Origin of the sequence: Chryseobacterium binzhouense, from assembly GCF_007474545.1 — a bacterium.
GTDB classification, from domain to species: Bacteria; Bacteroidota; Bacteroidia; order Flavobacteriales; family Weeksellaceae; genus Chryseobacterium; species Chryseobacterium binzhouense.
Window position 1 is genome coordinate 337,819 of sequence record NZ_VKOG01000003.1, and the last position, 22,197, is coordinate 360,015.

At 34.7% G+C, this 22,197-nt stretch carries 22 protein-coding genes; 11 read left to right on the forward strand and 11 right to left on the reverse strand.

Annotation, left to right across the window (positions count from 1 at the left end; translation table 11 throughout):
- The first annotated feature begins 170 nt into the window (after positions 1-170).
- The 3 genes from FNE73_RS10200 (at position 171) to FNE73_RS10215 (ending at position 2,794) form a co-directional block, all read left to right on the forward strand.
- Complete coding sequence (locus FNE73_RS10200) at positions 171-2,039, forward strand: amino acid permease (RefSeq protein ID WP_228430016.1); 1,869 nt, start codon at positions 171-173, stop codon at positions 2,037-2,039.
- Positions 2,040-2,123: 84 nt separating this feature from the next.
- Entirely contained in the window at positions 2,124-2,438 is a 315-nt protein-coding gene (locus FNE73_RS10210; RefSeq protein ID WP_143884508.1) for a DUF962 domain-containing protein, read from the forward strand.
- A 14-nt stretch (positions 2,439-2,452) separates the two neighbouring features.
- Positions 2,453-2,794, forward strand: coding sequence for a DUF4377 domain-containing protein (locus tag FNE73_RS10215; RefSeq protein ID WP_143884509.1), 342 nt, complete (start codon positions 2,453-2,455; stop codon positions 2,792-2,794).
- Positions 2,795-2,844: 50 nt separating this feature from the next.
- Here the strand turns inward: FNE73_RS10215 and FNE73_RS10220 are convergent, their stop codons facing one another.
- The gene (locus FNE73_RS10220) at positions 2,845-3,750 is read right to left on the reverse strand and encodes an SPFH domain-containing protein (RefSeq protein WP_143884510.1); all 906 of its coding nucleotides are present in this window, start codon (positions 3,748-3,750) and stop codon (positions 2,845-2,847) included.
- Positions 3,751-3,823: 73 nt separating this feature from the next.
- The gene (locus tag FNE73_RS10225; protein WP_143884631.1) at positions 3,824-5,179 is read right to left on the reverse strand and encodes a deoxyguanosinetriphosphate triphosphohydrolase; all 1,356 of its coding nucleotides are present in this window, start codon (positions 5,177-5,179) and stop codon (positions 3,824-3,826) included.
- 45 nt (positions 5,180-5,224) lie between these two features.
- Between FNE73_RS10225 and FNE73_RS10230 the strand changes: the two genes are divergently transcribed.
- Complete coding sequence (locus tag FNE73_RS10230; RefSeq protein ID WP_228430018.1) at positions 5,225-5,983, forward strand: DNA-formamidopyrimidine glycosylase family protein; 759 nt, start codon at positions 5,225-5,227, stop codon at positions 5,981-5,983.
- A 612-nt stretch (positions 5,984-6,595) separates the two neighbouring features.
- The gene (locus FNE73_RS10235) at positions 6,596-7,321 is read left to right on the forward strand and encodes an AAA family ATPase (RefSeq protein WP_143884511.1); all 726 of its coding nucleotides are present in this window, start codon (positions 6,596-6,598) and stop codon (positions 7,319-7,321) included.
- 61 nt (positions 7,322-7,382) lie between these two features.
- Here the strand turns inward: FNE73_RS10235 and FNE73_RS10240 are convergent, their stop codons facing one another.
- From FNE73_RS10240 to FNE73_RS10250, 3 genes are all read right to left on the reverse strand, one after another.
- Positions 7,383-8,702 (reverse strand): hypothetical protein, encoded by a 1,320-nt coding sequence (locus tag FNE73_RS10240; protein ID WP_143884512.1) that lies wholly within the window; start codon positions 8,700-8,702, stop codon positions 7,383-7,385.
- Positions 8,703-9,161: 459 nt separating this feature from the next.
- Positions 9,162-9,476, reverse strand: a complete 315-nt coding sequence (locus FNE73_RS10245) for a nuclear transport factor 2 family protein (RefSeq protein ID WP_143884513.1) — start codon at positions 9,474-9,476, stop codon at positions 9,162-9,164.
- 126 nt (positions 9,477-9,602) lie between these two features.
- Entirely contained in the window at positions 9,603-10,397 is a 795-nt protein-coding gene (locus FNE73_RS10250) for an SDR family oxidoreductase (protein WP_143884514.1), read from the reverse strand.
- Positions 10,398-10,521: 124 nt separating this feature from the next.
- Here FNE73_RS10250 and FNE73_RS10255 point away from each other — a divergent pair, with 124 nt between their 5' ends.
- Entirely contained in the window at positions 10,522-10,887 is a 366-nt protein-coding gene (locus FNE73_RS10255; protein WP_143884633.1) for a winged helix-turn-helix transcriptional regulator, read from the forward strand.
- 17 nt (positions 10,888-10,904) lie between these two features.
- Here FNE73_RS10255 and FNE73_RS10260 read toward each other — a convergent pair whose 3' ends face one another.
- The 3 genes from FNE73_RS10260 to FNE73_RS10270 all read right to left on the reverse strand — a co-directional run bounded on the left by FNE73_RS10260 (position 10,905) and on the right by FNE73_RS10270 (position 13,857).
- Positions 10,905-11,360, reverse strand: a complete 456-nt coding sequence (locus FNE73_RS10260; protein ID WP_143884515.1) for a DUF5063 domain-containing protein — start codon at positions 11,358-11,360, stop codon at positions 10,905-10,907.
- A gap of 236 nt (positions 11,361-11,596) precedes the next feature.
- Complete coding sequence (locus tag FNE73_RS10265; protein WP_228430021.1) at positions 11,597-12,781, reverse strand: T9SS type A sorting domain-containing protein; 1,185 nt, start codon at positions 12,779-12,781, stop codon at positions 11,597-11,599.
- Between the two features lie 197 nt (positions 12,782-12,978).
- Complete coding sequence (locus FNE73_RS10270) at positions 12,979-13,857, reverse strand: aldo/keto reductase (RefSeq protein WP_143884517.1); 879 nt, start codon at positions 13,855-13,857, stop codon at positions 12,979-12,981.
- 218 nt (positions 13,858-14,075) lie between these two features.
- On the opposite strand from FNE73_RS10270, the gene FNE73_RS10275 reads away from it, so the two are divergent.
- The 5 genes from FNE73_RS10275 to FNE73_RS10295 all read left to right on the forward strand — a co-directional run bounded on the left by FNE73_RS10275 (position 14,076) and on the right by FNE73_RS10295 (position 18,808).
- Positions 14,076-15,479 (forward strand): MFS transporter, encoded by a 1,404-nt coding sequence (locus FNE73_RS10275; protein WP_143884518.1) that lies wholly within the window; start codon positions 14,076-14,078, stop codon positions 15,477-15,479.
- Between the two features lie 71 nt (positions 15,480-15,550).
- Complete coding sequence (locus tag FNE73_RS10280) at positions 15,551-15,868, forward strand: GNAT family N-acetyltransferase (RefSeq protein ID WP_143884519.1); 318 nt, start codon at positions 15,551-15,553, stop codon at positions 15,866-15,868.
- Between the two features lie 225 nt (positions 15,869-16,093).
- A complete protein-coding gene (locus FNE73_RS10285; RefSeq protein WP_143884634.1) occupies positions 16,094-16,993 on the forward strand; it encodes a pirin family protein in 900 nt (299 codons plus the stop codon).
- Between the two features lie 33 nt (positions 16,994-17,026).
- Complete coding sequence (locus FNE73_RS10290) at positions 17,027-17,563, forward strand: NADPH-dependent FMN reductase (protein ID WP_143884520.1); 537 nt, start codon at positions 17,027-17,029, stop codon at positions 17,561-17,563.
- 84 nt (positions 17,564-17,647) lie between these two features.
- Complete coding sequence (locus tag FNE73_RS10295; protein WP_143884521.1) at positions 17,648-18,808, forward strand: hypothetical protein; 1,161 nt, start codon at positions 17,648-17,650, stop codon at positions 18,806-18,808.
- Between the two features lie 269 nt (positions 18,809-19,077).
- On the opposite strand, the gene FNE73_RS10305 is transcribed toward FNE73_RS10295, so the two are convergent.
- From FNE73_RS10305 to FNE73_RS10315, 3 genes are read right to left on the reverse strand one after another with little or no spacing between them, the layout of a single operon-like run.
- Positions 19,078-19,680: a MarC family protein gene (locus FNE73_RS10305; RefSeq protein WP_089742939.1), complete on the reverse strand. Its 603-nt coding sequence runs from the start codon at positions 19,678-19,680 to the stop codon at positions 19,078-19,080.
- Between the two features lie 43 nt (positions 19,681-19,723).
- A complete protein-coding gene (locus FNE73_RS10310; protein ID WP_143884523.1) occupies positions 19,724-21,457 on the reverse strand; it encodes a BatD family protein in 1,734 nt (577 codons plus the stop codon).
- A complete protein-coding gene (locus tag FNE73_RS10315; protein ID WP_143884524.1) occupies positions 21,457-22,191 on the reverse strand; it encodes a tetratricopeptide repeat protein in 735 nt (244 codons plus the stop codon). Before FNE73_RS10315 ends, FNE73_RS10310 begins: the two co-directional genes overlap by 1 nt.
- Positions 22,192-22,197 lie beyond the last annotated feature (6 nt).

Consider the following 22,197-nt stretch of genomic DNA (forward strand, 5'->3'; position numbering starts at 1 on the left):
CAACGAAAATAGGTAAAATATATTATGCAGACAAGCCTTTTTTGACAATGTTAATATGTGGACAATATTTTAATATATCTTAATATAGCCTAAAGAAATATTAAGAAAATATTAATTATTTAAGAGAAATAATTACATTTGTTTTTTTCAAACTTCAAATCAACTATTGAATGAACCAGCTTTTCAGAAGAAAACAGTACTCAGATAACGATACTTCAACAAATTTATTACGTGTTCTCGGTGTTTGGGACATCGTATTTTTCGGTATTGCCGCCATTATTGGTGCGGGAAGTTTCAGCAGTTTGGGAGAAGCTGTTTTCAGAGGGGGACCCGGCGTGATCTTATTATATTTAATTTGTGGTTTTGCTTGTGGTTTTACTGCTTTATGCTATGCTGAATTTGCAAGCAGAATCCCTAAAGCCGGTTCTGCTTACACCTATGCTTACGCAAGTTTTGGGGAGTTAATGGCATGGGTTATCGGATGGGCACTGATTATGGAATATTCTTTCGGAAATATTTATGTTGCTTTTTCATGGTCGGATTATTTTACAAGCTTTCTGGAACGACTTGGAATGCATATTCCTGATTATTTTACCTGTAGCTACACAGAAGCAAAAAAAGCTTTCCAGAACGGTTCTGAAAATAAAGAACTCATCAATGCCTGGAACACCGCTCCCCTGCTTGGAAATCTAAAATTTATTGTGGATATTCCGGCTTTGGTTATTAATGGATTGATTACCTGGCTTTGCTACCGTGGTGTAAAAGAGAGCAAAAATTTTAATAATTCTCTTGTTATCTTAAAACTTGCTGTAATAGTTCTGATTATTTTGGTTGGAACAGCCTACATCAATACAGAAAACTGGACTCCTGTAAGTCTGGAAACCGGAATTCCTTCTTTTATGCCGAATGGTTTTGCCGGAGTAATGAGCGCCGTTTCCGGAGTTTTCTTTGCCTATATTGGCTTTGATGCACTCAGTGTACTTTCAGAAGAAACAAAAAATCCACAGAAAACACTTCCTAAAGGAATGATTATTTCTCTGGCTTTATGTACGGTAATTTATATCTGTCTTACTCTTGTTCTTACCGGAATGGTAGATTACAGAAAATTTGACGGAATCGGAGATCCTCTTTCGTTTATTTTTGAAAAATCTAATGCTAATGTCGCATGGATGGAACTTACTATCTCCTTTGTTGCCATTGTCGCCATTACAACCGTTTTACTCGTTTTCCAGATGGGACAGCCGAGAATATGGTACGCCATGAGCCGCGACGGACTGATGCCGGAAAAATTTCAGAATGTACATCCAAAATATAAGACACCGGCTTTTGCAACTATAGTTACGGGAATTGTAGTGGGAGTTCCCATTATTTTCACTGATAAAAGTTTCATTCTGGATTTTACAAGCATAGGAACTATTTTTGCATTTGTTTTGGTTTGCGCAGGGGTTTTAATGCTGCCTCCGAAAGAAAAAATCAAAGGTCGTTTTCACCTTCCTTATATTAATGGTAAAATTATTTTCCCCATCCTGTTTGTTGGAGGATTAATTGGATTTTACTTTTATCAACCAGCATTTTTTGAAGAACCAGATAAGGTAATTATTACCAAAAACGGAGAAACTTTTTTAAATGGTGAAAAATACAGCATTACAGACATTGAAAACAGACTGATTACTTCTAAAAAAAATACAGAAGATCCGTTTTTCGTTTTAAAAAATGAAAGTCAGGATGCATCAAAATCAATTGAAAGTTCATTTAAAACATTCTCGAATAAAAATCATATTGTTGTAAAAGATAACACATATCTTGAGTTTAGAATTGCAATATTTGTATTTATCATTCTTAATATTTTACTGTGCATTATTACTTTTATTAAAAACCTATCTTTAATTCCTTTAGTAGGATTAAGCTCTTGTCTTTATCTTCTAACCGGCATGAGCCATGATAACTGGTTTTGGTTCGGATTATGGTTTGCTGTAGGCTTGGTTATATATTTCTGCTATGGGTATAGAAACAGCAAGCTTAGAAGCACTGCACAATAACATGATATAGACGAATCAGAAAATGGTTCGTCTTTTTATTTTGGCGGATTTATTGCAATAATTTTCTAAACTAAAATTGAAGCCATGTCAGAAAGAATAAAAACATTTTCCGAATTCTATCAGTTTTATCTTACCGAACACAGCAAAACAGGAACAAGAATTTTTCACTTTATCGGAACTCTTTTGGTATTGTTGGTTATAGGATACGTTATTTATTCAGGAAAAGAAAGATTTTTGTGGTACGTTCCGATTTTTGGATACGGCTTTGCCTGGCTTAGTCATGCCATGATAGAAAAAAACAGTCCGGCGACATTCAGATATCCTTTATGGTCTTTGCTGTCAGATTTCAGGTTATTTTTTGAACTTTTAACCGGAAAGCAAAAATTTAATTCTCAATAAAAAAAATTGAACCTATGAATTATTTTAAACCATTATTAAAAGCTTTTGCAGCATCAGCAGTATTCCTGATTATTCTTCAGTGTAAAACCACATCAAATATGTCCAACGAAAAGACAATTATGGTTGCTTCTCAAACTGCAGACTGCACCGGAGTTGCTCCGATGAAATGCCTCCAGATAAAAGAGAAAGAATCAGACAACTGGGAAATGATGTATACGAATATTGAAGGATTTACCTATGAACCGGGTTTTGAATATACTCTAAAAATTAAACCCGAAAAAATTGAAAATCCTCCGATGGACGGCTCTTCAATAAAATATACTTTGCTAAAACAGATTTCCAAAGTCAAAAAATAAAAATAGCTCTCATTAATCTGAGAGCTATTTTTTTCTTATTTAGAATATTATTATTTGTCGTTAATCCCTAAATCATCTATTTTCTGCGTTGCTGCCATAGACACTACAAGATCATTCAGCATTGTACTTGCTGCAGTCGGAGAGTTGGGTAAAAGTACAAGATTACTTCTGTTATTAGCACCAATAGACTGTAAAGTATCATAATGCTGCGTTACCACGATTAATGCAGATGCTTCCTGTGGCTTGATATTTACCGAGTTGAGCATATGTACAGACTCCTGCAATCCTTTTGCAATCTCACGTCGCTGATCTGCAATACCCTGCCCCTGAAGTTTCTTAGACTCTGCCTCAGCTTTTGCTACCGCAACAATCCTGATTCTCTGTGCTTCAGATTCGTATTCTGCAGCTGTTTTTTCTCTTTCAGCTGCGTTGATTCTGTTCATTGCATGCTTTACCTGCTCGTCCGGATCAATATCGGTTACCAAAGCTTTTACAATGTCATAACCGTAACTTTGCATTGCATCCTGCAACTCACCTTTTACGGCAACAGCAATATCATCTTTTTTAACAAATACATCATCCAGTTTCATCTTAGGAACTTCAGCTCTTACTACGTCAAAAACATATGACGTGATCTGACCTTCAGGATTTTCAAGACGATAATAAGCGTCTGCAACCTGTGTTCTGATGACCTGAAACTGCACCGAAACTTTCATACGGATAAATACGTTGTCTAAAGTTTTAGTATCAATGATAACATCCAACTGCTGAATTCTGAGATTCATTCTCTTGGAAATCTGATCTATAAAAGGAATCTTCAATTGAAGACCTGCGTGACGCACAGAGTGAAGTTTACCTAAACGCTCTACAATAGCTGCCGTTTCCTGTTTTACGATAAAAAAAGAAGCCAGTAATGTTACCAGTCCGAAAAAGACCAAAATACCTAAATACACCATAAGTTTTTTATTTTAATTGATTTGTCGATAAGATACGGATTTGTTACAGAAATATCATAATAATTCTCAGTTTTTACATTGTCATCCCGATATCTATACCTTTTATTTTTCGGTAAAGATCTGTAGCATAGTTATCCGTCATCCCGGAAACAAAATCAATAATCCCCAAGGTTTTCTGATAATCACTTCCCTCTTCATACACAAACTGCTTCGGCAATAGTTTCAGCGCTTTTTTATCGTAAGATTTTCTTTCATCTTCAGGTTTTAAAATAGAAGGGATGAAATGATCCAGCAATTCATACATCACGTTATAACCCGCGTTTTCGATCTCTACAACCGCTCTGTGATTGTAAATTTTTTCAATGGAAAAAGTTTCAATATCCTGCAAGGTTTTATTTTCAGATTTATAGATATCCAGAAGTGCTTTATCCAAATTTCCTTCAAGAATCGTATTAAAATTAGATTTAAAAAGTTCAACCGATTTATTGATCAAAGCATTGATGACTTTTGCTCTAAGATAGGAAATCTGCTCATTTTCATTTCCTATAGAGCTTAATTTGGACTCTACCCGTTTAATGTCATCCGTTTCTGATTTTACGAGTTCAAAAAAGAGATTTTTACAGTCTGCTGTAGAAACAATTCCCAAACGGTGTGCATCTTCCATATCAATAATATTATAACAGATATCATCAGCAGCTTCTACCAGCCAGACAAAGGGATGTCTTTTAAAAATAAAAGGTTCCTCATTTTCCTGTAATAAGCTGACGCCTTTTGCAATCTCCAGAAAAGTTTCTTTTTCGTTCTGAAAAAAACCGAATTTTTTCCTGTGAATAATTCCTTTCTTTTTTGCAACCGCTTCACAAGGATATTTTGCAATGCTTGCAAGGGTTGTTAAAGTAAGCTGCGTTCCGCCGAAATCTTTTCCCTGTTGCTGATGAGTCAATACACGGATTGCATTTGCATTTCCTTCAAAATTTACAAGATCTGCCCACTCCCTTTCGGAAAACTGATGTTTTATCTGGCTTTCATTCCTTTCAAAATAACTTGCAATTGCGTCTTCACCAGAATGTCCGAAAGCAGGATTTCCAACATCATGACAAAGGCAGGCAGCAGCTATGACATTTCCTAAATTGTGATTGTAAAAGTTTATGGATTCTTCGGAAAGTTCTGAACGAAAATTATCCGCAATATATTCACCAATCACACTTCCCAAACTCCGTCCGACAGAAGATACTTCCAGCGAGTGTGTAAGCCTGTTGTGCACAAAGACACTTCCCGGAAGCGGAAACACCTGCGTTTTATTCTGCAATCTCCTGAAAGCTGACGAAAATATAATCCTGTCAAAATCTCTCTGAAAATCTGTTCTTGAAGCAGCAGTATTTGGATTATTACCGGTACGCTGACTGGTAAATATACGGTTCAAATTCATCATTTTTCAAAATTAAAGCAAATTTTACTTCTAAAGGAATAATATTTGAGTTTTCCGTCTAAAATCATTACCATGCCGGAAGGACCTACCATTATTTTGATGAAAGAAGATTTGCAGCAATTCAAAGGAAAAAAAGTTATCGCTGCACACGGAAGCATTATCTCTGATAAAAAAGCAGTTGTAAATAAAATCCTGAAAGACATTAAAACTTTTGGAAAACTTACTTTTTTAATCTTTGAAGATTTCAGCTTCAGAATTCATTTATTGATGTTCGGATCATACAGCTTACAGGAAAAACCCGAAGTTAAATCTTTGAGACTTTCTTTACAGTTTGATAACGGAACAATGTATTTCTATACCTGCTCTGCAAAAATCATCGAAAATAAAGAACTTGATACAATTGATTGGGAAGCTGATATTATGAGTGATATATGGAACTCTGAAAAAGCGGTCGAAAAAATGAGAGCGTTACCAAAAATGATGATTTGTGATGCATTGATGAATCAGGATCTGTTTTCAGGTGTTGGAAATATCATTAAGAACGAGGCATTGTTCAGGGCTAAAGTGCATCCTGAATGCAAAATTCAAGCGATTCCTGATAAAGTTTTACATCAAGTAATCAAAGAAACACAAGGTTACAGCTTTGATTTTTTGAAATGGAAAAGGAAAAACGAGCTAAAAAAGCATTTTCAGATATATCATCAGGAAAAATGTCCTCTTTGCGGAAAATCAATCAGTAAAAAAGAAACAGGGAAAAGTAAAAGGACAAGTTTTTACTGTGAAAAAGACCAAAAGCTGTATTAAAAAATCATTAAATCTGAGAACATTACAGTTCTGTGAAATTATAAAATTCGTTCAAAATCTTCAGCACGATCTGAAGTTTGGATTTATCACAGTTTTAAAGCAAAATATACAATCATTAAAAAATTAATAATTTTTTAGCAATAATATAATTAAATAACTATTGAGAATCCCTATTCAACTATAATTAAAACAAACCTTAAAACAGCAAAAAACCTAATTTAAACAACACTTAACACTGATAAACGTCATAATTACAGTATTTGCAAAGTGATAATATTACCATATCTTTGCATTACAAAATTCACAAAATAAATTAATAATATTAAAAATTTAAAAATTATGATCGCTTATATCGGTATCGCAACATGTGCAGTTTTAGTAACTTCTTACTTTGCAACAGTAAGGAGAGAAGGGAACTAATTTCTGCTGTATCATTTCTTATTTAACAAATTTTATTATTCATATGTTTTCAGTTTATCATTAAACTGCTGCTCTTTTACTCTTTCTGAGTAAAAGAGCCTAGAAAACATAATTTCCCATTTATTCTTCTGCAATTTATCTTTCATTCAGGCAGTTCTGATTATATTTGTGCTTCATTAAAGCATAATAATTATGAATTTGTATAATCTTATCATTCAAGACAAAGAAGAATTTACTCTGAATGATGTGTATCTTTCACCTGAAAACAGATCAGAGATTGTACAGCTCATCAAAGAACACACTTATATCAAAGAACTTCAGGAATATGGTTTGCCTGTCAACAACAAAATCCTGCTGCAGGGAAGTTCAGGCTGTGGAAAAACCATGACCGCAAAAGCCGTTGCAAATGCTTTAGGCAAAAATATTATTATTCTTAATCTGAGCAATATCGTCTCTTCAAGAATCGGGGAAACTTCTCAGAACATCAAAATGATTTTCGATAAAGCGGCAAGAGAAAAATCAGTTCTCTTTCTTGATGAACTTGACCAGATTGGCAAAGCAAGAGGAAGTGACGACAAAGATGTTGGTGAAATGAGAAGACTGGTAAACACTCTGCTTCAGCTTATTGATTATTATCCTGAAAATGCGCTTTTAATCTGCGCTACCAATCATCCCGAAATTATAGACGCCGCACTTCTAAGAAGATTTCAGCTTAAAATCAACTATATTTTACCTTCCAGAGATTTTCTGGATGAATACTATGATCACCTTCTGGCAAAATTCCCGCATGAGCTTGCAAATATTGAGAGAAGGTATGAAATTTCTTTTGCAGAAGCGAAGGATTATACTTTTACAGTAGTAAAAGGAAAGCTAATTCAAAAACTGGAAAGAGAAAAAGACCTGAAGCCAAATTATTAGAATCAAACAGATTAAAATACTTAAGCTTCAGATAATTTCTAAAAAACTACTTTGCGTTAGTTTAATTTCCGATAACAATCCACGTTGTCCCGTCACTCTGCAGCTGATACCTTTGTCTTGCAACAATAGTATTGATTGTAGTATTGGCAACATCATCATAAATACTACCGCCACCGGTTACCGTAAGATTTTTATTCGTAATACCGTTACTTCCAATTAATATATAAATTCTTCCCGGACAAGTCGTTGGATTGGGAAGGTTAACAGTTGAAACATCATTAAAAACTCTTATAGTATAATGGTTTTCATTGACATTGAAGGTTCCGGTACTGGTTCCGGTTGTAATGTAACTTGTAGATACAGAACCATCGACCTGAAGTTGAGAATTTGGAGTGGAAGTTCCTACGCCAACTCTGCCTAATCCTGTAACCGACACATCTTTAGTAGATGTTCCGTTTCCTTTATAAAGAAAAGCAAATCTGTTGGAAGCTGTCCCTAAATTGGGCTGATAAAATCCATAATAATTAGTTGCCCCGCCTAATGACGAATGAACTCCGGAGAAAAAACCGTAATAGTTCGTAATGGTGCCGTTAACCTGTCCTGTAAAATTATTGCTGAAACCATACAGGTCTGTTGTATTGGAAGCTACCCTGAAATCATAGGTATTCTGAAATCCGTAAAAAGTAGTTATATCTGTACCTTCTCCTCTGTATTCGTTCAAAACTCCTATTACATTTGGATAATTAGCTGTCTGTACATTCCAAAGACGGTTTCGTTGTGCCCTGAAAGTTCCGGTAATTGTTGAACCGCTTCTTAAATACATCAGATTATCAATTCCGTATACATTAGCAGCCTGAGCGCCAGAAAGCAGATCTGTATTCGAATTGAAGTTGGTAACATCACCTGTATATGCAGTAGAAGAATTAACCCCTGACTGTAAATTTGTAAGTCCGACAGAACTCTCTGATCCCACTCTTAGTCTGTTGACATTGTTTGTCTTTATTAAAACAGGCTGATTATCTGTTGTTCCTAAAAAATTGGATGCCGGATTTGTCCCTGAATTTCCTAGTGTACTCCAATCATTGATTCCTTCAACAGACAGCAGTTCCCATTTTGTTCCTGACCAATAATAGTAACCCTTTTTTAATTCTGTATTTACGGTCGTATTGTAAACAAGCAGACTTTCTACATTTCCGGTAGTAATGGTGGTATTATCAGTAAGGCTTTGCAAAGCAACTCTAGTAATGAGCAAACCTTTATTAGCAGAAGAAAGTTCCAGAATAGAGGATGGATCCGGTGTTGTAGTTCCTATCCCGACCTGTCCAAAATAGAAATTTGAAATTAAAAATAAAGAGTAACCAAGAAATAATTTTTTTTTCATTTGTTAATAGATTTGATTTAACGTTGTGTCATACAATAATAAGTGTGGTTTCACATGCCACACTTCAAATATATAAAAAAAGTGTAAAAAATATTAACATCATTTTTTTTTAACAAAATTTTATTTTTTTGGTTAAAGGTTGGAAGATTATTAAATAACCTGAGTTCGGGATAAGTTTTCTTAAACGCAACGTTAAACAAAAAGATTCAATTATCAAGAATTCAGCTTTTAAGATATACAAAGGCGTAAAACTTATCAAAATAATACCATTTTTGTCTTTTTCAATAAACGAAGTGCCTTTGTTTAGCTTAAAAACTTTCAAAAAGTAAAAAATCTTTTGTTTTTCGATAAATTAAATATAATGCGATAAATCAATTATTTAAATTTATTTCTTATCCCAAACTGAGGTTAAATACTAATATTAAATTTTCTTCCAACCTTTGTCTGTTAAGTTGATTTTTATACAATTTCCAGTAATTTAATTAAGCCTTCCTGAAATTCGTAGTGATAATTCAGAACTAGCGGACTTCCAGGAAATGTACCCGAAACTTCAGCCTTCAGAGTATGATCTTTTTCAGAATATTCCAGCGGTTTCATTGTTGCCTGATACTCTTTGTTGGCTTTATCAATCCAGTTCTGTATTTCTTTTTTCCCTTTGTATGTTTTTCCTTCATCGAAAACTACTGCTGTTTCGGTAAAACAATCGGCATAAGCGGTACTGCTAAAACTGTTTTGTGCCATTACGAGATCTGTGATTACTTTTGGTAAATTCATTGTTTTTATATTTTGATGTTTAATATTATTTTTTAATGCGTGAGGGATAGAAGCGGCATCCTTTTGCGAAATAAAATGGAGCAAAAGATATAGCGGATAGCCCGACCCGAAGGGACACGCCAAATGTTAAATAGTAGGAATGGTGCCGCCGTCAATTACAAATTCAGTTCCTGTAAGATAAGCGGCTCTCGGCGAAACCAAAAAACCGACCAACTCTGCAATTTCTTCAGGCTGCGCAGGTCTGCCAATGGGAATTCCGCCTAATGCATCCATCACACTTTTTGTGGCTTCCTCTTTTGTTATGTCTGAACTTTCTGCAATACGATCCATCATTCTTTCGGACGATGCGGTCATAATCCAGCCGGGTGAAACCGTTAAAACTCTCACACCTTTTCCCGAAACTTCTTTAGACAAGCCTTTACTGTAATTGATTAAGCCTGCTTTTGCGGCTGCATAAGGCAAGGTGGAATCGTAAAGCGGCAGTTTCCCCTGAATAGAAGCAATATGAATGATAACTCCCGATTTCTGATTAAGCATTTTTGGTAAAAATCCTCTGTCTAAGCGGACTGGGGCAAGTAGATTGGTTTGAATGGAATGTTCCCAATCCTGATCGGTAAGAACCGAAAAACCACCGCTTTTTGTTTCAGAGCCGCCCAAATTATTGATTAAAATATCTAATTTGCCGTATTTTGCCAAAACCTCATCTACTACTTTTTCAGTTCCGTTTGTTGTATTCAGATCTGCCGAAATGAAATGTAATTGTTCACTACTGACTTCGGGCGCATTTCTTGCAATAATAATTACCGTAGCTCCCGCCTGAGAAAGCCGCTGTGCAATAGCTCTTCCTGTACCTTTTGTACCACCGGTAACCAAAGCAATTTTTCCTGAAAGCTCATTGTTGAAATTAAAATCTTGTTTCATTGTTGAATTATTTAGGGCAAAGTTGAGACTTATGTACCCTTCTCACAAGTACGGAAATACGATTCACATAGGGATAAATTTATCCCCTATTGCACATTTTGGAACATAGGTTTAAATTTACATGATGTATGAGAGAAAAATTTTACCCAATCTGAACTGCGGTCTTGATTTGATAGGCGAAGTATTGTATGGCAAGTGGAAAATCCGTTTGCTTTGGTTCATCAATGAAGGTCACCAACGACCAAGCGAATTGCAACGAAAAATACCCGATGCTACAAGACGGGTTTTGAATATCCAACTGAAAGAACTGGAAGAACACGAGCTAATTACCAAGAAAATTTATCCCGTTGTTCCTCCAAAAGTAGAATACAGCCTCACCGAGTTTGGTGAAACGCTGATTCCTGTCATTTCCACCTTAGGAAACTGGGGCGACAAAAATGAAGAGCGTTTGCGGTCGGTTATTTTAAAAAGGCTGAATTATGAGGAATAATAAAAAGTTATGATTAATTACTCATTTTGCTGTTTCATGTAATTTAAAAGATCAAGAATATGCTGTTGAGTATGATTATAAAAAATGAATTGAAAATACCAAAGACCATCAGCCAGACTATTGTTTTCAATTCTCCATTTGATTTGTAAGAGATCTTTTATTATATCTGTAAGATCGTCAATGGCGTCACCTATTCTCTCATCTAATGTTTCGTTTAGCTTATTGATATTTTTTTTATAAAGCCCGAAATCTGTAAAATTACTTTCGACATTCTGCCTTATTTGCAGAAGCTCTTCTTTGTTAAAGACAACAAATTCTGTATTGTCAAAAACATATTCAATATTAAAATATAAGCTGTAAATATTTATTAAAGATTTTTCTAATAATGTATTTCTGGTATCTTTACTTAATTTTAAGTTTGGTTGAAGTCCAAACTTGATTATCTCATTTATTGTCGGTATAAGCTGCTGCAATGTATATTTCGTAAATTTAATTATAGAAAATTTTGAATAACTATTTATTGATATCTCTACTGATATCCTCTCTGCACTTTACTTTTAATAATTTATATAAAAAAGTGACTCAAACTATTTAAATACTGTAAATCCGCTTCTTTAATAAATATTTTGTAGGTAAATATTTTTGATTATAGAAAGTATATACAGAGTAGTGTTTATTCAGTCTTACTTAAAAAAAACATCTCGTTTTTTCAATTTTTAATAATTCTTTTTTGATAGACCTTTCCATTATTCGTATAGACAGATAAATAATACAACCCTTTACTAAGGTCACTTATATCAAATTCCATAATGTTATCGAGCTTTGTCATCGTTACTTCTATTTTCTGTCCAAGAGTATTGTATAGACAAAAAGTATTTTCTGTTCCATTAACAATATTAAGTGTAACTTTTACTTTACCGGATGTTGGATTTGGATATATTTCAATATCTGATTTTGTAGAAGATTCAGCAACAGATAACGGCGAACAATTTAAAGCGACACCAGTTTGTTCCGAAAAAATTCCGTTGGTTACACTCCAATCATACCATTCCCCGCCTATTCCTGATTGCCAAGTGTTTAAATTAAAAGTGCCATTTCCAAGACTATTACCTTTGATTTTATAGGCTTTAATTGCTAAACCGTTTAAGTTCCAAGTTAATGGATTTCCTGTAGTACAATTTTCAGGCTCCCGTACAGAAAGACCACAGTTTGACTGTATAAAATAGGCATTATCATCATACGTCGGATAACCTCCGAAAACGCGAGCAATCCCATTATTGTCTATGCAGACAGCTGTGTATTCATCACATGCTATAGCTTTAGCATAAACACCATAATCAGTTTTTATTCTTGCTAAAAACGTCATCAGCCTTCCTTTTCTGTCCGGATTATCAAAATGAGTATCTGTTATTGTACCATTTAGTATGCTATTGTTTAAAAATGCAGCAGAATCAACCGTTACAGCATTATTGAAAGGATTGGAAAGAGCTGTTGCAGAAGATACGGTTCCGTTCTGTGCTGAAAAGTAATACTTTCCTAATATTGCCATTCCGGCACTAGTCCCACCAATTGCAATATTACGATGTTGAATTGCATGATTAATAGCATCAGAAACAGGCGTATTTCTCCAATAACTTATGTATGTCCATTGGTCACCACCCGCAAACCATATTGCTTCTGCTTGTTGAATTTTCTGTACAATATAAGGATCATAACCTGCAGATGAATTATTACAAACAATAGTCTCAACAGAATTTACTGGTATACCAAGTCCTGAGTAAAAATAGGAATTATACCCGTTTGAACCTGTTGTTCTTAATATTAAGATATCTCCGCCGTTTGCTCGCTGAAGAAACCATTTCATAGCATTATCATCTTCAGTAGCTCCGCCCATCAGGCATATTCCGCCAGATGGACTGGTGACTATATCTGTTGTGTTTCCAGTAAAAAAAGAAGTATAGCTTTGTCCAGAAATCAGATGGGGAACTATTATTATAATTACAAGTAATAAATTTTTCATTTTATTGTTATTATATAGTCGTAATGTTTTAAGTCAAACTCGAAATTAACAGCTGACTATTTCTTTAAAAATCAAATATCCGCCACAGAATTCAGCATTTTCTTTTCCCATTCAGGATCTTTTGGATCAAAAAACAAGCGTTTTCCGGTGTCTAAAGAACGAACTATTTTCATATCTTCTTCTGAAAGCTTAAAATCAAAAACATCAAAATTCTGTTCAATTCTTGACGGAGTTACAGATTTTGGGATCACACAAAAACCTTCCTGTAAATGCCATCTTAAAATCACCTGAGCTACTGATTTTTTATGATTAAAACCAATTTTTTTCAGCACAGGGTTATCCAGAAGTTCTGCATTTCCATTACCAAGCGGACTCCACGGCTGTGTAATGATATTGTTTTTTTCGTTGTAAACCTGAAGTTCTTTCTGCTGAAAAACAGGATGCAGTTCAATCTGATTCACCACCGGAAGAATATTAGAACGTGATTTAAGCTCTTCCATTTTTTCAACCGTAAAATTACAGACACCAATGGCTTTAATTTGTCCTTCTTCATATAACTCCTCCATTGCTTTCCATGCTCCTAAAAAATCTCCGAAAGGCCAGTGAATAAGATACATATCAAGATAATCAAGCTGCAGCCTTTCCAGTGTTCTGCGAAAAGCAGACTTTGCTTTTTCATAGCTAAAATCCTGTACCCAGAGTTTAGAAGTTACAAATAAATCTTCCCGGTTTGCTCCGCTTTTTTTAATAGCATTTCCTACTGCCGTTTCGTTGAGGTAAATAGAAGCAGTATCTATCATTCTGTAGCCGGTTTCTATTGCTTTTACTACTGCATTTTCACATTCCTGCTGATTTTCCATTTGCCAGACACCGAAGCCTAAAGCCGGAATATCTACTCCGTTGTTCATTTTTATGACAGGCTGGTTGGGATATGTTTTGCTTTTAATCATGATATTTTGAGATTACTTTTATCAAACAAATTTCGTAAAATAATTGATTTGGAATGATGTTTTCTGTTTTTATTTAAAATAGATAGCTGCTCAATCCAAAAAATATTTTTTATTCTGAATCTTCTGAATTTATTTTCATTATAAGATTCTTAAATTTATTGAGCCGAAACAGCTGAATATTCAATTATAAATCTAAACTGATTTTAATCTTTGTGCTAATGCCTTCAACATCTACACCGCGACAAACCGTAAAAAAAGTACTGCCATTGATTTTAGCAACCGCTATATTTATGCAGATGCTGGATTCTACGATCCTTAACACCTCTCTCCCTTCTATTGCAAAAGATCTCAATGAGTCGCCTCTTAATATGCAGAACGCGATTATCAGCTACGTACTTACTCTGGCGGTTTTCATGCCGGTAAGCGGTTTTATGGCAGACAGATTCGGCACCAGAAAAGTTTTTGTTTTTTCTCTGATTCTTTTCAGTTTGGGTTCTTTATTTTGCGCTGTTTCGCAAGACCTTACACAGCTCGTTATATCAAGGGTAATTCAGGGAGTTGGAGGGAGTCTGATGACTCCCGTAGGAAAATTAGCCCTTATCAAAACATTTGACAGAAATGAATTGCTTAAAGCGATGAATTTTGCAATCATCCCTGCATTGATTGGTCCTGTTCTCGGCCCTTTGGTCGGCGGCTATATGGTAGATTATCTTTCCTGGCACTGGATTTTTCTTATCAATATTCCTTTTGGCATTCTGGGAATTATTTTAGGCTTAAAATTTACGCCCAACTACAATTCCAAAAAAACTGACTTCGACCTGAAAGGATTTCTCATATTTGCTGCTGCATCACTTTTGCTTTCAATTTCGCTGGAACTTTTTAGTGAATCACAAAACACAACTCCGGTCTTGATTGTTTTTATATTAGGTTTTTTATTTCTTTATTATTATTACCGTCATGCTAAAAAAGGTGAAAATCCTATATTTCCTTTAAATCTGTTTCAGGTAAGAACATTCCGGGTTGGGATAGTAGGAAATCTTGCCACAAGATTAGGAATCAGTGCTGTACCGCTCCTTCTCCCTTTGATGATTCAGATTGCCTATCAGCAGTCAGCGGTAATTTCGGGCTGGATTGTTGCTCCGATGGCACTTACAGCTATGTTTGGAAAATCTTCTGTAATCAGAATTCTCAATAAATTTGGCTACAAACGTACTTTGATGGTCAATACTTCTGTAATCGGAATATTGATTTGTTGTCTAGCCATTCCGGATATTCAAACTTCCATCTATTGGTTTGTTCCCATAATTGCTATCATGGGCTTTTTCAATTCCATACAATTTACTTCTATGAATACCATTTCCATTGCAGACCTCAGAAATTTTCAGACAAGCAGCGGAAATTCACTTTTATCAGTTAATCAACAGCTTGCGGTCGGTTTCGGAATTGCGTTTGGCTTGATTGTTCTGAAAATTTATGAAAACAATACAGAACTTATCAATAATGAAGTACATCAGGCTTTCCGTTATACTTTTCTTACGGTTGGTGTGCTTACGATTTTATCTTCACTGGTTTTCAGACGACTCCATGTCTATGACGGAAAAAATATGAAATCTCAGGAATAATTTTTCAAACTTATCACACATCAATGTACAGAACTGCATTAAATGATAATTTTGATTCAAATATTTAACTCATGAAACCAGAATTTGATAACATCCCGTTGGTAAAAAACGAAGACAAAAAAAGATTTGAAATAGAAGTAAATGGTTATTTTGCTTTTATAGACTATAAAGAAAACAGCAGACAGATTGCCCTTATTCATACAGAGTCGCCAAAAGAATTAGCAGGAACCGGAGCTGCCGCTGCAGTAGTCGAAAAAACTTTAATGTATATTGAAGAAAGTGGTAAAAAGCTTCTGCCCTATTGTCCTTATGTATTTGCATTTATCAAAAAAAATCCTGAATGGAAACGTTTGGTAGACGAAAGATTTGAAGGTTATGAAAAACTATAATTCTTTTTGATTATTTTTACTCCTAGAACTTTGCTTATTTTAATAAAATTATCTGCTTTGTGATGCTTGTTTATTTAACTTAAAACAGTATATAAAAATTACAGATTCCTTGTTGATCATTTAGATATTAACAGATAATTAAGATAAAATAAACAAACTCTTGGTTTAATAGTATTCTATTCATTAAAACTTACTTATATTTAACTGCTAAATTCAATAAATATGATGTCAAATATTGGTCTTGTAGTAGAAGAAAGAGCTGCAGACATAGGCAATTTTCTTGTAGGAAGACTTTTACCTTTTCGTGAAAAACGATGCGTAGGTCCTTTTATTTTTATAGACCACATGGGACCTACATGTCTTCAGGAATACCAGAATTTTGATGTTCCGCCGCATCCTCATATTGGTCTTTCTACACTTACTTATCTTTTTGAAGGCTCAATTTTTCATCGTGACAGTCTTGGTTCAGCCACAGAAATAAAGCCGGGAGCCGTTAATTGGATGACCGCCGGAAAAGGTGTCGTACATTCTGAAAGAACTCCTGAATACCTTAGGAATTCTCCCCAGTTTATGCATGGTTTTCAAATCTGGGTGGCGCTTCCAAAAGAATTGGAACAAAGTGAACCATCATTTTTCCATATTGAAGCAGAAGAAATTCCTTCTTGGAATGAAGGTAATAATCAATACAAACTCATTGCCGGTGAAGCTTTTGGGCAAAAATCTACAGTTCCTGTGCACAGCCCGCTGTATTTTGTAGAAATAAAAAGCACATCTCGAGAGAAACTGAATATTGGTCATCATCTTTTTGGTGAAGTCGGAATGTATGTTCTGGAAGGTTCTGTAAATATTGAAGGAAATGAATACGGTACAAAACAGCTTCTGATCGCAAAAAATGCTTCACTATGTGAGTTTGAGATCAATGAAAATACCACGCTCTACCTGTTTGGAGGAGAGCCATTTCCCGAAGAAAGACATATCTTCTGGAATTTCGTACATTCGGATAAAGAAAAAATTGATGAAGCAAAAATCAATTGGCATGACCAGAATCATGAAGCATTTCCTTTGATTCCCGGTGATGATCAGGAATATGTTCCTCTTCCGAAGGCTGTTTTAAATCGAAAATAGCTCCTATTTAATTTAAAAATAATAAATATACTTATGAAAATATTTGCTTTTGCAGGAAGTGTTTCTTCCACATCCATCAACAGAGAACTTGTAAAATTTGTATTGAAAAGCTTTAAGGACGATGATGATATCAACCTCATTGACCTGAATGACTATTCTATGCCTGTATTTTCAGTTGATTTGGAAAAGAAAGGATTTCCTGAAGAAGCACATTTGTTTTTAAAACAAATTGAAGATTGCGATGCCATTATTTGTTCTTTAGCAGAACACAATCGTTCGTATACTGCTGCTTTCAAAAATATTTTCGACTGGGCATCAAGAATTAATGTAAAAGTTTTTCAAAATAAACCGATGCTTCTGATGAGTACTTCACCTGGCGGATATGGTGGAGGAAATGTGATGAATGCTGCAAAAACTTTCTTTCCGAACTTCGGAGCAGAAATTAAAGAAACATTTTCTCTTCCAAAGTTCTACGAAAATTTTGATCTGGAAAGCGGAATCATCAATCTCGATATGCTGACTGAATTGCAAAATAAGATTGAAAGCTTTAAAAAATTAGCAGAAAACTGATAACATTATTCATTTAATTTAATATATTTAATAACAATTCAACGTTTTAGATCATTAAAATATCTGAAACATAATATTTTTTGAATGAAAAAAAACCTGCTGAAAATAATTTTACTAAGTTTCGCAATAAGTGCATCCATACATTCGTGCAGTAAAGATGAAGAAACTTTACCCTCTATCGTTCCGATGGGAATTGCACTGAATCCTGATAACTTTAAAGGAGAAGTGAAAAACGGAGAAACGGTAACACTGGATGCCATGATAAACTACAAACTCACAGGTTCTGTCGTTATCAAAAACGGTGGCATTCTTGTAATTCCCGCAGGAACCAGAATTACTGCAACTGAAGGTGCATCCTCATATATTTTGGTAGAACAAGGCGGAAAAATTTATCTTAACGGTACCTCTGGTTCACCGGTGCTCTTCACTTCAGAAAATACTGACTCTGAAAATTGGGGCGGTATTGTTATCTGTGGCAAGGCTCCTGTGAATAATGGGTTTTCTGGTGTTTCAGAAATAGGAAATGCAGCATACGGCGGAACAGATTCTGATGATAATTCGGGATCTTTAAATTATGTTCGAATTGAATACGCAGGTGCAGAAATCACCAGTGGAAAGAAATTCAACGGTTTGTCATTGTTTGGTGTAGGCAACGAAACCCGAATTGAGAATATTGCAACTGTGAATAACGCAGAAGACGGCATAGAAATTTATGGCGGAACAGTGAATGTTTCCAATATTGTTTCGATAGGAAATACAAATCATTCTATCAGCTACAGAGATGGCTGGATTGGTACAGCAACCAATATTTACACCAAAAGAAAAACAGACGGTACCGGAAATCTCGGCTTAAAAGGAATTAACAACGACCTTAACGATAATGCACTTCCAAAATCTAATCCAACCATTAGAAATGCCACTTTCATAGGAGGTAATGTGGGAGATTCTATTGCTGTAAAATTATACAAAGGAGCTGGAGCAAGTTTCGACAACATCGTTTTATCTAACTGGAAAACAGGAATTATGATTGAAGGTGATGCATCAGTAACTTATTTCAACGGAAAGAAAAAAATCAGCAATATTTTATTTGATAATGTTTCTACTGAAGTTTCATTAAAATCTTCCGGAGGTACTGCAGTCGCAATTGCAGATTCTACTTACTTCAAAAAGCCAGATGCAACTGGGGCAGGCAACGGAATTTCAACTCCGACCTGGGCAATTGGCTGGTCAGGATTACAACAATAAGATGAATTTTTAAAATAAAAAAACCTCTTTCAGCAATTTGAAAGAGGTTTTTTATAGTTGTAAGTCTTATTATTTTTTCACACCTATTTTACTCCATGTGTTAAGAACAAAAAGTAATATTAAACCTAAAAAGGCAGCAAGAATTGAAAAAACAAACTTAAGGTTATCTTCAGACAATAAATCTGTTCTCCAATCAATTGCATATAGATTGATAGCAATAAAGACAATAAAAACTACCAGAAATACTTTATAAAACTTTTGCATGATCATTAAAAATTAATATAATTCTGCACGAGCTGTGCAAAATTGGCGGTGAATAATTTAATTGAAATTGCAAGAAGAATAATTCCGAAAACTTTCTGAAGAATTGCCAGTGACGCCTCTCCCATTTTCTTCTCAATCCACTTTGCTGATTTCAGCACCAAATATACGAAAATTGTATTGAGAATGATCCCAAAGATAATGTTAATATCATGAAATTCTGCCCGAAGAGATAAGGTAGTTGTTAATGTTCCTGCTCCTGCAACCAGAGGAAATGCAATCGGAACAATAGATGCCGATTTGGCTTCCGTTGTTTTATTAATTTCAATCCCTAAGATCATTTCCAGAGCAATAATAAATATTACAAAAGCACCTGCAATTGCAAATGAGTTGACATCTACTCCGATAAATTTCAGAATTTTATTCCCAACAAAAAGAAATACAATCATAATAAGCCCCGCAGTAATGGAGGCTCTTCCTGCTTCTATCTGACCAAATTTTTGCTGTAGACTTACAACAATAGGTACAGAACCTATAATATCTATCACGGCAAAAAGAACCATAAAACAGGTAAATACTTCTTTAATAGCAAAACTTTCAAAGATTTCCATCACTCAAAATTATTAATTTCGCAAAATTATGAATAAAAAATGATTATTTGCTAATTACAGAGTATAATTTAACAATATCAACAAGAAGATCATTAAGAGATTCTTCAGAAGTAAGAGGAGAAAACTTCTCCATCTGAATTTTATGAATCAGCTGTTGGTAATTTTCAGCTACATCCTGACCTTTGTGTCTTTCGAGAAAAGCAATAAAATCCTCTTTAGAGCTTTGAAAATACTGGCTTCTGACTTCTGCATCCATTTCTTCAAATGTTTCAAAAAACTTTTGTTTTTCTGCTGAAAGTTTAAGATTCTCAAGATATGCAAAATAGTCGGTAATGTCTGTTTTTAAGCTCTGTCTCATTTCGGCTTCTGTTTCAGCTACAGAACCCAATGGTTTAGGAGTTGACTTTTCTTTAACAATATTTCGCTTTTTTTGCCAATTTTTAAACAGAAAATAGGCAATGATTAATCCTAAAAGAATAACAATATTGGTAACTAAGATACTCCAGTTAAATTTGCTTTTTTCTTTTACTTTGAAAGAAGTTGTTTTCAGTACAGGGCTGTCTACCGTTTCCAGAAATGTATTCGTATATTCATTTACTTTTTCTACAGTAGATCTTGCTTCCAAAACCTCATCGTGCGAAAATGCTGTGACCGCAATTTTTTTCTCCCCTAGATCCACATATTCTTTTTCCTGAGGATTAAAGAACGAGAAAGCCTCCGTTGTAATGACAAGATCTCCGGATTTTTTTGGAATAATTACATATTTTGCAAGAATCTCACCCTTCATCCCTGCTGTACCGGGACGTATATATGATGAGATTTTTGGTGTAAACACATCATAAAAAGGAGATTCTTCTATTTTGGGAAGAGTCATATCAGCAAGATTTCCTTCACCAGATACTTTTACCGTAACATTTACAGGCTTTTTAACTTCAATTTTTTCTTTTGAATTGCAGAAAACATCTACTTTAAAGTTTCCTACAGCATTTTTGAATGAATCAGGAGAACCTTCAGGAAGTTTTTTTACATTTAATTTTACCTTATTGGAAATAATTGAATTTTTGCTAGAAAAAGTATTGACCGATGCAGATACCGGAGGAACTTCCACAAATCCGGATTCATTAGGAAACACCATGAAAACTGCCAGAATCTGTGATGCCATATTTCCAAAGCCATTCGGATCTATATCAGATCTTTTTAAACTTACGGGATGTACATTGATATTATCCTGCTGCGGAAGACGGATGTTTTTTACTTTCCTAAGGTGATCAATATTTTTTGAATACACTCTCAAAACAGCAATTGTCGGCTGATCCTGATAAACTTCCCTGTCTTCAATTTCCATATTGAGATAAACATCATTGCTGACGTTAACAACAGGTTTTTTATCTATATCCCTGATGAAAATATCAAAAGGTTCGGTTTTGTAAATCTTATTATTTACATTGACCAATACAGATCCGATTCTGATCTTACCTTTTTGCTTAGGTTCCAGTGCTATTCTGGTTATATACTGTTCTACAGAAGTATTGGTAGAGCCATCCATAAAAGCCTGGCTGTATGAACCGTTCCCGATCATATTAAATTTAGACAGATCAGGAAGCATTATTTTACTTTGCTGTACAAGATTATCTCCATTAAGCTCCAGAACGATGGTGAGGTTTACGATATCTTTGCCGTTATAATCGGTTTTATCAGCTTTCATAGAAAGCTCAACCTGTCCGTAAGATATTACAGATATGAGGGTAAAAAATGCGTAAATAATTTTTTGCTTCATCACCAATCTTTCTCGTTGCTCGCAGGCTTAGAATAAGATTTATTATTTAATATTCTTCTGGCAGTACGTTTTTCCCTGCCGTCAATACTGTCTAAAATCGCTTTTTGCAGATCTTTCGGGAGTTTTCCTTCTTGTCCGCTTCCATTCGGTTTATTATCTTTTCCCTTACTCTGTTGAGGACCATTTCCCTGATCTTTTTTCTGATCTTTAGAATCTCCTTTTTCGCCTTTATTCTGATCTTCTCCGCCTCCGCTTTTGCCTTGGCCGTTATCTTTATCGCCGTTATTTCTTTGCTGTTCCTTTATTTTAAGTTTGGCAATTTCGTAATTCTTTCTTGTTGCTTCATTGTAAGGATCCTGCTTTAATGACTGCTTATAATATTCTGCGGCTTTTGCCGGCTCGCTCATCTGCATCATCGTATTCCCAAGATTATGTAATGCTGCAGCTTTATCCGGTAAAGTCTGCGAGAGTTTTTCAGCTTTTGAATATTCTTCCTGCGCTTCCTGATATTTCTGCTTTTTATAAAGTGCATTTCCTAAATTGTAGTGCGCTGTAAAATCATTTTCGTTGGATTTTATAGCTTCCATATATTTTGAAGATGCCCCATCAAAGTCATTCCCCTTAAACTTCTGATTTCCTTCAAATACTAAAGTTCTGTAATTTTCCTGCCCAGATACAAAACCTGAGAACACAAAAACGAGTATTAACGCTGAAAATAGAATTTTAGTATTCATCTATTG